At 35.5% G+C, this 12,116-nt stretch carries 11 protein-coding genes; 8 read left to right on the top strand and 3 right to left on the bottom strand.

Going from position 1 to position 12,116, the window contains the following annotated elements; translation table 11 throughout:
- The first annotated feature begins 1 nt into the window (after window position 1).
- Window positions 2–943 carry a response regulator gene (locus IPI31_10545; protein MBK7568247.1) on the top strand — a complete coding sequence of 314 codons (942 nt, stop codon included), beginning with the start codon at window positions 2–4 and terminating at the stop codon, window positions 941–943.
- Window positions 944–1,060: 117 nt separating this feature from the next.
- Here IPI31_10545 and IPI31_10550 read toward each other — a convergent pair whose 3' ends face one another.
- From IPI31_10550 to IPI31_10560, 3 genes are all read right to left on the bottom strand, one after another.
- On the bottom strand, window positions 1,061–1,459 hold the full coding sequence (locus IPI31_10550) for a cupin domain-containing protein (GenBank protein MBK7568248.1): 399 nt from the start codon (window positions 1,457–1,459) through the stop codon (window positions 1,061–1,063).
- 255 nt (window positions 1,460–1,714) lie between these two features.
- Window positions 1,715–4,198 (bottom strand): TonB-dependent receptor, encoded by a 2,484-nt coding sequence (locus IPI31_10555; GenBank protein ID MBK7568249.1) that lies wholly within the window; start codon window positions 4,196–4,198, stop codon window positions 1,715–1,717.
- A 1-nt stretch (window position 4,199) separates the two neighbouring features.
- Complete coding sequence (locus tag IPI31_10560) at window positions 4,200–4,859, bottom strand: ribulose-phosphate 3-epimerase (protein MBK7568250.1); 660 nt, start codon at window positions 4,857–4,859, stop codon at window positions 4,200–4,202.
- Window positions 4,860–5,063: 204 nt separating this feature from the next.
- Between IPI31_10560 and IPI31_10565 the strand changes: the two genes are divergently transcribed.
- The 7 genes from IPI31_10565 to IPI31_10595 all read left to right on the top strand — a co-directional run bounded on the left by IPI31_10565 (window position 5,064) and on the right by IPI31_10595 (window position 12,079).
- Window positions 5,064–6,878, top strand: a complete 1,815-nt coding sequence (locus tag IPI31_10565; GenBank protein MBK7568251.1) for a S9 family peptidase — start codon at window positions 5,064–5,066, stop codon at window positions 6,876–6,878.
- A gap of 4 nt (window positions 6,879–6,882) precedes the next feature.
- Window positions 6,883–7,737 carry a TraB/GumN family protein gene (locus IPI31_10570; protein MBK7568252.1) on the top strand — a complete coding sequence of 285 codons (855 nt, stop codon included), beginning with the start codon at window positions 6,883–6,885 and terminating at the stop codon, window positions 7,735–7,737.
- Window positions 7,738–7,836: 99 nt separating this feature from the next.
- Window positions 7,837–8,619 (top strand): ATP-binding cassette domain-containing protein, encoded by a 783-nt coding sequence (locus tag IPI31_10575; GenBank protein MBK7568253.1) that lies wholly within the window; start codon window positions 7,837–7,839, stop codon window positions 8,617–8,619.
- A 24-nt stretch (window positions 8,620–8,643) separates the two neighbouring features.
- Entirely contained in the window at window positions 8,644–9,852 is a 1,209-nt protein-coding gene (locus IPI31_10580) for an ABC transporter permease (protein ID MBK7568254.1), read from the top strand.
- Window positions 9,853–10,047: 195 nt separating this feature from the next.
- Window positions 10,048–10,524 (top strand): GNAT family N-acetyltransferase, encoded by a 477-nt coding sequence (locus tag IPI31_10585; GenBank protein MBK7568255.1) that lies wholly within the window; start codon window positions 10,048–10,050, stop codon window positions 10,522–10,524.
- Window positions 10,525–10,636: 112 nt separating this feature from the next.
- Window positions 10,637–11,050: a large-conductance mechanosensitive channel protein MscL gene (mscL, locus tag IPI31_10590; protein ID MBK7568256.1), complete on the top strand. Its 414-nt coding sequence runs from the start codon at window positions 10,637–10,639 to the stop codon at window positions 11,048–11,050.
- 96 nt (window positions 11,051–11,146) lie between these two features.
- Window positions 11,147–12,079: a DUF3078 domain-containing protein gene (locus IPI31_10595; protein MBK7568257.1), complete on the top strand. Its 933-nt coding sequence runs from the start codon at window positions 11,147–11,149 to the stop codon at window positions 12,077–12,079.
- The last annotated feature ends 37 nt before the right edge of the window (window positions 12,080–12,116 follow it).

Genomic DNA, 12,116 nt, shown 5'->3' on the forward strand with positions numbered 1-12,116 from the left:
AATGGATTTAAAAAAGAACATCAACGTATTATTAATAGAGGACAATCCTGCAGACGCAAGACTTGTTGAGATCTATTTAAATGAATCAACCATGCTTACACCCAACATTTCAAAGGTTGTGGAATTAAAAAAAGGTATGCTCATGTTGGAGGAAAGTGATTTCGATATTGTTTTATTAGATCTTACGCTGCCCGATAGCTCCGGATTCGATACCGTTAAAACCTTACTCAACGAATTTCCGACTCAGACCGTTATTGTAATGACGGGTTTAGAGGATGATACTGTTGCAATTAATTCAGTTAAAGCCGGAGCTCAGGATTTTATTGTCAAAGGACAGTTTGATAATAATTTATTGTCGCGCACAGTTTCTTATGCTATAGAACGTCATCAGCTGCAAATTAAATTAGAGAATTATGCAAAGGCTATCAAATTAAATGAGCAGCGGTTAATTGAAGCACAAACAATGGCACGCATGGGTAACTGGGAATTGGATGTGGTGAATAATCAGATGTATTGGAGCAATGAAGTATTTCGTATATTAGGATTTAAAGAAAATACTTTCGAACCAACGTTAAACGATTATCTCAAATACATAGCACCTGAAGAAGTAACTGAAGTGCACAACGCCATTAAACGCACAATGGAAAAAGGGAAACCATATCATACGGAATATAAGATCATACTTCCGGGTAATGTTATAAAACAGATTGCGAACAGAGGTCAGATCCAAAAAAGTAAAAAAAATAACGGACTGTGTCTTTCCGGTACAATTCAGGATATTTCAAACCTCACTAATAAATCCGACGAAAAAAATCCCATAATAGAGGAATTAACAAAACATTATTCCGAAATACTTGCTGAGGCAGAAAAATTAAATGGCTGTGACGATCTCAAAAATATGATCAAAAGCGGTAATGATATTGTTAATAAATTGAGGATGTAGTAATGGGCTTCATTCTTTAATTCTTTAATTCTTTCATTTTTCCCCATCCCTCAGACCTGCACAGGTCTCCGAGACCTGTGAGGTCGTCGGGCTTCATTCCTTCATTCTTTCATTCTTTCATTCCTTCATTATTACTCTGTCACTTCCGTCAAACTCCGGAGCCTGAACACTCAAAACTTTTAAAGGGATGGATGAAGTAACTATTACCTGATGTAAAGTTCCCACCGGAATTATGATGAGATCACCGGGTTTAATTATTTTCCATTCATCACCTAAACGCATATTGCCTTCGCCTTCTAAAACAATTACTTGTTCCGTATGAAATTCGTGTTTATGCAAAGGCACCTCTTTCTTCACCCAAATTTCAAAAGTGGAGACCAAGGAATCGCTGTATAATTTTTGGCTGCCAACATTTTCATAATCATCAATAACAACAATGGTATCTAAGTCAATAAATTGTGCATTGGCTGTATGAATAATACATAATAATAAAATATAAAGTAAATGTCGTCGCATGTAAAATGGATTTTAAATTAAAGATAGTTGTTGAAGAGTTAAGAGTCAAGAGTCATTGGTCAGGAGTCAATGGTCAGGAGTCAATGGTCGGAGTAATAATCTTCGGGCTACTGAGATCGGACTCACGATTCACGATTCACGAAATTAGTCAGGAGTCAATGGTCAGGAGTAAAAAAGCATCCGGCTTAAGTGGATCACACTCATTACTCATTACTCATTGGATCAAACTCACCACTCACTACTCACTACTTCCCATTAAAATTTCGCCACCAGTTTAAAATTCAATCTCCTATCCGTTAAATAATTCGGGAATGCATATTGCAGATTATTAATATCCTTCACCCAGATATAAGAAATTGTATTTTGAATTCCGAGTAGATTAAATACTTCTATACTTGCCCATAAACTTTCGAATGTGGTGTTTAATCTGCCTTTGTCTGTTAGGTCTCTGTTTTGATCTAACAATAAAGCGGAAAATCCGATATCAACTCTTCGATATGGTGGAATTCGCAAACTGTTTCTGTAATATTCGTTATCCGGAGGTCCAAAAGGTAAACCTGTGCCGAATAAAAAACTGAGATGCACTTTAAAATTTTCGTTACCGGGCATATAATCCTGAAAGAACATTCCGAAATTAATTAATTGGTCGGTTGGTCGCGGAATATATCCCTGAGAAATTGCGATCAATGAATCAATTTGTCCTTCTGCATTGTAGTGATAATCAAAAGTTGAATCGCCTTGAATATTTTCCATTGTGCGCATTATGCTCATGCTTATCCAGCTATCAGCATCCTCCACAATTTCACCGTGTAATCTGAATTCTATTCCTGTAGCATATCCATTTGCGGAATTATCTCCATAATATCGGATGCGCACATTTTCAACATCATAAGGAATCAGATCAAATAAATATTTATAATATACTTCTGAAATAAATTTAAAATCTCTGTTCCACGCTTTAAATTCATAATCAACTCCTAAAACAAAGTGCAAGCTTTTTTGACTTTGTACATCCTCATGTATTACTCCTTCCAGATCGCGTAATTCGCGATAAAATGGTGGTTGATGATACATCCCGGCAGCAGCTTTAATTTCTATATCGCGAAGCGAATCTTTTTTATTATGCCATTCCGGTTGCCATACAAATTGAAAACGTGGTGAAATAGTTAATTCTTCATTCAGGTCCCAATAACTAGCTCTTATTCCACCTGTTAATGCAAAATTTCTAAAGTCGGGTTCCCATGTATCTTGCAAATACCCGCTGTAACGCATCGAATTTAATTCGGTATCCGATTTAAATACTTCTTGTAATTCTACGGACTCTCCTGTATAAGGCAATGAATAACCTGCGCTGTCGAGTAATTCCCATTCCTTTAATTCATCTCTGATAATTTCTGTTTGCACACGAACGCCCCACTGATAATAATGTGCTTTGGTTTCATGTGTACCTACATGGCCTAAATTAATTACATCTGCCGTTAAATAATTACGCGCGAAGTTTTGGAATGTTCCTACACCTAATCCGTATTTTACATCACCAAAATCCTCATCTCCTAAATTAGTTTCTACCAATCCCAACCAATATTGACCGATAATATCAAAGGTTTCACTTTCCAGCGAATGATATCCTGAACCAAGTAATTTTAACGTGGTGTGTTCTCCGGGATGATAAATATATGATACGCCTCCAAAACCAGTAACAAATTCATCTATTTCCTGACCATCGAAAAATACATCAAGCTGAATTACATTATTCACAACTCCGGTTGCAGTGGAGCGACTTTGTGGTAAAAATTTATAACTGTTATAAGCGAAATTTCCTAAGAATTCGAGGGAGGATTTATCATTGATATTTATTCCCACTAAGGCTTGCGCATCAATAAATACTGGTTCGTATTGTCCTTCTGTATTTAATGAATTTAATAAATATTTATTTGTTTTATAACGAGAACCGAATAGGTAATACATTTTACCGGAATCGATAACATCATTTGCATAAAAAGATGCGCCTAATAAACTTGCGGTAACTCCTGCTTCAAATTCTGTAGGTTTTTTATATTGAATATCTAAAACACTAGAAAGTTTATCTCCGTATTTAGCTTCAAATCCTCCTGCACTAAAAATAATATTATCAATTAGATCGTAATTCGGAAAAGGTAACCCTTCTTGTTGCCCCGAGCGCACCAATAATGGTCTGTATACTTCAAAATCATTGACATACACAAGATTTTCGTCATAATTTCCACCTCTTATCGAATATTGTGAGGTAAGCTCATTATTACTGACAGCACCCAATGCCTGTAAAATTGCAGTAAGTGGGTCCATGGTATATGGTATTGACTCTAGCTCTTTAACCGGAATTCTTTTCCCGTTTTCCAATGCATTGATATCAACTTTATCAAGCATTATACTTTTCATTTTAATAACAAGAACATAACGCATGTCAGGCTCCAGTAAAACTTTGCGCAGTTCTGTTGTAAAACCTATACATGTAAATTTCAAAACTGCTGTATCATTAGCGGGAACGGTGATAGCATAATTCCCTTCCAGATCAGTTTGCACAATTGTTTTGGAATTTAATAAACTTATATTGGCATTGGGAATTGGTTTTTTGTCCTCATCTGTCAATTTTCCATAAACCGTTGCAGTTTGTTGGGAGAATAGGGGAATAGCCAGTAGCGCAAAAAGTGTGGTTAAAATGAAACGCAGCATGAACACAGAAAACGCAGATTTATTCATTTTATTTTCGAGCCAGCGATTTTAGTGTATTTATGGCAGAAACAGTATCTTTTTCTCCAAAAACGCCGCTTCCGGAAACAAGAACATCAGCTCCTGCATCCAAAATTCGTTGCGCATTATCAAGTTTTACTCCGCCATCTATCTCAATAAGTGCCTTTGAACCGGTCTTTTCAATAAGAGCACGTAATTTCTTTATCTTTTCTATGGAAGTTTCGATAAAACCTTGTCCTCCCCAGCCCGGATTAACACACATCAGACATACAATATCAATATCGGCGATTATTTCCTCTAATTGATATATGGAAGTGCCCGGATTTATTGCTACACCGGCCCTGGCACCCATTTTTTTGATCTCGTGAACAGCGGCATGAAGATGGGTGCAAGCTTCAATATGAATGGAAATGGAATCTGCACCTGCATCGCGATAATGTTTTAGATAACGTTCAGGGTGTACCATCATGAGATGCACATCCAAAGGGATATTACTGTGGCGTTTCATAGCTGCAACAACCGGTATTCCAAAACTCATGTTCGGAACAAATACGCCATCCATAACATCAACATGTATCCAATCGGCTTTCGACGAATTGATCATTTCCACATCTCTGGCGATATAGGCAAAATCGCAACTCAAAATACTCGGGGCAACTAAGTGACTCATAATGCAAAGATACGGGTTGAATTATAAGAATGGAATCGTTCTGCTGTCAAATTCTTTGTTAAAAGCACTTATCTGCATTTTCATACGATTCCTCTTCAAAATCAGGGTTTTAATAGAAATTACGAATTTAACATCACACAAAAATCAGTTCTTTGAGAAAAATGATGTAGAGGAACCCTTACCTTTGCGAACCAAATTTTAACAATGCAAATTCCATTACAGCACTTTTTTAAAAATCCGGAAAAAACTGCTTATAAAATATCTCCTGACGGAAATCATATTTCCTGGTTGGCAGATTTTGAGGGCAGGTTGAATATTTATATTCAGAAAACAACAGGTGGAGAAAGCAAACGATTAACATCAATTACTGAAAGAGACTTGCGTTCTTATTTTTGGCTGAATGATTTTCAATTGGCTTTTTTTAAGGATAATAACGGAGATGAAAATGATCATTTTCATGTGGTAGATATTATTAATGCTGAAGTAAAGGATCTCACTCCATTTGAAAATGTGAAAGTAGAACTGGTAGATGAATTGGAAGACAACGAGAATGAAGTGCTTATCATGATGAATAAACGCAATTCTGAGTTGTTTGATGTGTACAAATTAAAAACGGATACAGGAGAAATTATTTTGATAGAGGAAAATCCGGGAAATATTACCGGATGGATAACTGATCACAATGGTGATATTAAATTAGCAGTAACTACCGATGGAGTAAATACAAGTCTTTTATATCGCAATGATCACACTTTACCATTTAAAACTATTTTAACTACAAATTTTAAGGAAGGAGTTTCTCCTCTGTTTTTCGATTTCGACAACGATCAGTTTTATGCTTTGAGTAATGTAAACAGAGATAAGGTCGCTATTGTAAGGTTCGATCCGAAAACGGCAACTGAAACGGAAATTTTATTTGAACATCCCGATGTTGATGCAGATTCCATGGGATTTTCCAAAAAAAGAAAAGTATTGACCGTAGGAGTATTTACAACGTGGAAACAAGAATTTAAATTTTTCGATGCCTTGACCGAAAAAAGGTATAAAAGATTACAGGAGTTAATAAAGGAGGATGCCGAAATATTTATTGTTGCAAAAAATAAAGAAGAAAATAATTTTATTGTAAGAACTATATCTGATATTTCCCTTGGAAATTATTATTTATTTGATGAGCAAATTGATGCAGTAATACCACTCGCAAACGTTAGTCCTTGGTTAAAGCCGGAGGAACTTTGTGAAATGCAACCCATTCAATATAAAAGTTCTGATGGATTAACAATTCACGGGTATTTAACATTGCCTAAAAATAAAAAACCGGAAAATTTACCCTTAATTGTAAATCCTCATGGTGGTCCCTGGGTTCGTGATACTTGGCGTTTTAATCCGGAAGTTCAGTTTCTGGCAAACAGAGGATTCGCTGTTTTACAAATGAATTATCGTGGCTCCACCGGATATGGCAAAAAATTTATGGAAGCTGGATTTAAACAGTGGGGGAAAAAAATGCAGGATGATATTTCAGATGGTGTGCGGTATTTAATTTCGGAGGGAATTGTAGATAAAAATAGGGTTGGTATTTATGGTGCCAGTTATGGGGGATATGCAACCTTGGCAGGTTTAACATTTAGCCCCGAACTTTATGCATGTGGCGTTGATTATGTTGGCGTGAGTAATTTATTTTCTTTTATGGAAACAATTCCCCCTTATTGGAAACCATATCTGGAAATGATGTATGAAATGGTAGGTCATCCGGAAAATGATAAAGAATTATTGGCCTCCTCCACACCATTATTCCATATCGACAAAATTAAAGCACCCTTATTTGTTGCACAGGGCGCCATGGATCCTCGTGTAAAAAAATCGGAAAGTGATCAGATAGTAAATGCCCTGCGCGATAAAAATATCGATGTGGAATATATGGTGAAAGATAATGAGGGACATGGATTTTCCAATGAAGAAAACCGATTTGAATTTTATACCGCAATGGAAAAATTTATGGAAACTCACCTTTTAAAAAAATGATTTGATGTTGAGATCCTTAACTATATTATTGAGTTTAATTGGCATTTTAACGATAAAAAATGCCGGCGCTCAAAACAGTTTACTGTGGGAGATATCAGGTAATGGATTGGAAAAACCTTCCTATATATTTGGGACGATACATTTGATAGCACAAAACGATTTTGTAGTTCGAAAGGAAATTGACTCAGTATTCGAGCTTAGTGAACAAGTTGCATTTGAAATTAAATTGGATGATCCGTCTTTACTTACAACCTTTCAGGAATGGATATATCTTCCTGACGGTACAACAATTAAGGATCTTTGCACAGAGGAAGAATATCAGAAATTAAAAAAATATTTTTTAGAGTCATTAGAAACAGATATTGAAACTTTAAAAGATCAAAAGCCATTTGTATTAACACAATTGCAAATTGCTGATTATGCAACTGGAGAATCGGCTTCCTTTGAGATCTACTTCTTTAATAAATGTATGAGCACCTATGTTCCGATCTATGGATTAGAGAAGCTGCAGGATCAGTTGAATATTTTTGATTCCATACCATATGAGGAGCAAATGGATATGGTGATAAACAGTGCCAAAAATGCATCATATTATCAAACAAGCTGGTCGTCGCTGATCAAGGCATATAAAGAGGAAGATATAAATAAATTAAATCAAATATCAATGGAGGTTTCTCCTGAATTAATTAAATATGATGACATATTTTTAGACGAAAGAAACGCCAGATGGGTACCTGTAATAGAATCATTGGTAATGACAAAATCAACCTTTATTGCAGTTGGAGCAGCACATTTGGGAGGTGAAACAGGAGTGCTTCAATTATTAAAAAACCGTGGATATACGTTGAAACAATTATAATTTATTTTATCACGAAACTTTCTTTTGATTTTTTTTTACGCAATAAATCATTTTCATTATACAAAATAACATATTCCATAAATAATTAATTTTTCACAAATGATAGAAATACAAAACCTTTCTAAAACCTTTTCTCTTTCCAAACAACAAAAAAAGGAAATGGGAACTGAATTTAAGGGATCGTCGATTGATGCTGTTAAGAATGTGAGTTTCGTTTGTCACCCTGGACGTGTCTTTACCTTACTGGGTCCAAATGGTGCAGGAAAAACAACAGTTTTGCGTATGATCGCTACCATATTGAAACCTTCAGTGGGATCAATAAAGGTGTGTGGATTAGATACGGTAACTCATGGAATGGAGGTTCGCAAAAAGCTCGGTTTTCTCACTGGTTCAACTGGTTTATACGACAGACTCACACCCGATGAAACCATTACCTATTTTGGAAGGCTCAATGGAATGGATGAATTGCTGATTGAAAAAAGAAAAAAAGAATTATTTGAGCTTTTAGGGATTAATGACTTTGCACACCGAAGAGTTGGAAAATTTTCTACCGGTATGAAACAAAAAGTTTCCATTGCCAGAACAATGATACACGATCCTCAGGTTGTTGTTTTTGATGAACCTACTTCAGGTTTGGATGTGATTGCAGCAAAAAGTATTATCGAATTGATACGCGACTGCCGAAAACAAGGTAAAACCGTTATACTTTCCACACATATCATGAGTGAAGTAAATATGCTTGCCGATGATTTTGCAATTATGCACAAAGGAAACCTTATTTACAATGGACTGTTTACTGATTTTAAAAATTCCATGCACGAAAAAACATTGGAAGATGAATTTATTCGTATTGCTACCGAGCATGATAAAACTCTTGCATAATATTTATTAAATTAAAAAAGACATATGAAAAATATATTCACCATATTCAGGAAAGAACTTAAGGATATTACGCGCGACAAAAGAACACTAATGATCATGCTTGTTATTCCTCTTTTTGTTTATCCTGCAATTTTTGTAGGTATCTCAAAATACATGACCAAACAATCGCAGGATGCAGGTCAGCAGGTTTTACGTTTGGGAATTGTGAGCAACGGCAATGAAAAAAACTTTGAGCAATTTGTTTCCGCCATGCCAAATGCAAAGATCATTTCCATTGCCGATACAGTGGAAGGTAAAAAAATGATTTTAAGTGACAGTATTGATGCGGCATATTATTTTCCGGCAGGTTATGACACTGCACTTGCAAAGTTGGAGCCAACAGATTTTCATTATTTTTATACCAGTACTAATAATGAATTTGAAGTAGGTTTTATCAATAGTATCAATGATGCTTACCAACAAAATTTGGTCAAAAATAAATTGGCCGAGGTAAATATATCTGAAACAATATTGGAGCCGGCAAAAAGTGTTGCAAGAAATCTCGCTTCATCAAGAGAGCAGATAGGAAGTATAGTAGGAGGGATCCTGCCGTATTTCTTTATCATATTTTGTATGATAGGATGCATGTATCCTGCTATAGATCTGGCAGCAGGAGAAAAGGAACGAGGTTCTCTGGAAACTTTATTGGTGAGTTCCGCAACCAGATTCGAAATTTATATGGGGAAATTATTGACCGTTGCATTAAGTGGGTTTATTTCAGCCATGGCAAGCATAGTAGGATTAATTATTTCCGGACAAATGATGAGTGCTGATGCAGGCGGTGGAGAAGATTCTATGCAAATATATTCACTGCTTAGTGGAATTATAGAACCGAAATCTATTTTACTTCTATTGGCAATTTTACTTCCCTTGAATATATTTTTCGCAGCTGTTACATTAATGTTATCTATTTATGCAAGAACATTTAAAGAAGCACAAAGTATGATAACTCCACTAATGATATTTATTGTTTTTCCAAGTATATTCGGAATGTTACCCGGTGTTAAACTTGATTACTCAACGGCACTTATTCCTATTTTAAATGTTTCACTCGGTTCCAAAGAAATAATTTCTGGAAATGTATCCATCGGACCATTAATAGTTACCTACCTGGCACTTATTGCGTATGCAGCAATAGCTCTTATTGTGAGTGTTCGCTTTTTTAATAATGAAAAGAATATTCTTAGGGGATAGAACTCCTATTCCTATAAAGTGAACAATTATTCCGGTAATCCACCATTATCGGAATAATTTCTTTTTTAGGATAGTTTCAAGTTCCCGAACATTGCATCCCCATGTTTGTAAACGTAATGTTGACAAATTCAGGGGGTATGTTTACAACCTTTTTTTACTTTCAAGCGTTTAAATCTTTAGGATAGAACTAATACCATGGAAAATTTATTTTGGAAGATCAAAAGTTTTCATCAACTGAATGTTTTTGAATTGTATGGTATTCTTAAGTTGCGTCAGCAGGTTTTTGCTGTGGAACAAAACTGTGTGTACCTTGATGCAGACGGGAAAGATCAGTTATGTGACCATATCTTTGGCGTTGACGATGCCGGTCAGGTAATGGCTTATTGTCGCATTTTGCAACCAGGTTCCGCATTTCAGGAAGTTTCTATCGGAAGGGTGTCTACGCATCCCGATAACCGTCATAACGGCTGGGGTAAATTAATTATGGAAAAAGCCATTAATTTTATTGATGATAAATATGGCCCTGTTGCTGTTAAAATAGAGGCACAATACTATTTAGAAAGATTCTACGCAAATTTTGGTTTTGAAACCAGCGGATCAGTGTATTTGTTGGATGGTATTGAACATGTTGAGATGCTGCGCGACAAAAATGCAGTAAATGTTAAGGCCTGAAAAGGGTTTTGGAGTTTGCAAAAATATTATATCACACTTTTGTTTTGCTTATCCATCAAATATTTATAATATTGCATTTTAACCCGATTCTTTAACTTTTAAATTTATTTTTATGGGAATGATGAGTGAATTCAAGGCCTTTGCTATGAAAGGTAATCTTGTCGACTTAGCAGTCGGATTCGTTATGGGGGCTGCATTTACTTCGGTAACTACCACCTTTATCAATGGCATTGTGATGCCTTTGGTAAGTTTGATAGCAGGTAAAGATTTTTCTGATTGGACTTTTGTGTTGAGGGAAGGCAAAACAGATGCAACTGGTGTTATTACCACACCTGCAATTGTAATTCAATATGGTACATTCATCTCCGCCGTAATTTATTTTCTAATTGTTGCCTTTGTAATGTTTATGGTGATAAAAGCAATAAATGCAACAAAACGAAAAGAAGCGGATGTTCCTGCTGCTCCACCGGCTCCAACTAAAGAAGAAATTTTATTGACAGAAATAAGAGACCTTTTGAAAAAATAAAAATAAAAAAAAACACTTTCGGCCGAAGGTGTTTTTTTTCTCTTTTTGGCACACACTTAATTAAAGCCAAAAAAATTTGCTATTTAAAATTTTTGTATGAAAAAACTATTTACACTAACAATTCTATTTGGGGTATACTCCACTGTATTTACACAAGTTGATACAACATGGAAAAAGGGTGGGGGCGCCATATTAAATTTTAATCAAACATCATTAACAAATTGGGCAGCCGGCGGTGAAAGCAACCTTTCAGCAACATTGCTCACGAATTTTTATGCTAATTATAAACTTGAAAAAACAACATGGGACAATACACTAAACATGAATTATGGATTAGTTACCGCAAATAATTATGAGGACATCAGAAAAAATGAGGACCGCCTGGAATTAAACAGCAAATATGGCAGATATGCATTTGCGGATGATTTTTATTACAGTGCCCTGGTCAATTTTTTAACCCAGTTTACCGCGGGTTACGATTATATAACGGATCCGGAAGCGGCAATGCCTATTTCCAATTTATTATCGCCCGGTTATCTAACTGCAGCTGTAGGTTTGGATTGGAAACCAAGTGATAAATTTTCAGTCTTTCTCTCCCCGGCAACCGGAAAATTTACTTTTGTACTGGATGAGGAAATTTCCACTTATGTAGCTGATACCCTAAATCAGAAAAACAGATATGGTGTTGCGGTAGGAGAGTCGCTTCGAGCTGAATTCGGTGCATCTATGATCGCTTCCTTAAATACACCATTGAGTTCAACAATTAGTTATTCCTCTAAGTTAGTTTTATTTAACAATTTTACTGATCCTATAGCAGAGCATCGAGGAAATATAGATGTTGATTTTCAGAATAATCTCAACATGAAAGTAAGTAAATATTTTGCAGCTACGTTGTTTCTTCAAGTATTATACGATCACGATATCGTAATTTCTACATTCGACGAAAATGATGTTATTATTGGTTCAGGTCCTAAAACACAATTCAAAGAAGTGTTTGGAATCGGATTAAGTTATTCGATAAATAATTAAATAATATTTTAAATAAAAAAAAGCCGGAGCATAATAC

This window comes from Bacteroidota bacterium (assembly GCA_016706865.1).
Classification (GTDB): Bacteria; Bacteroidota; Bacteroidia; order Chitinophagales; family BACL12; genus UBA7236.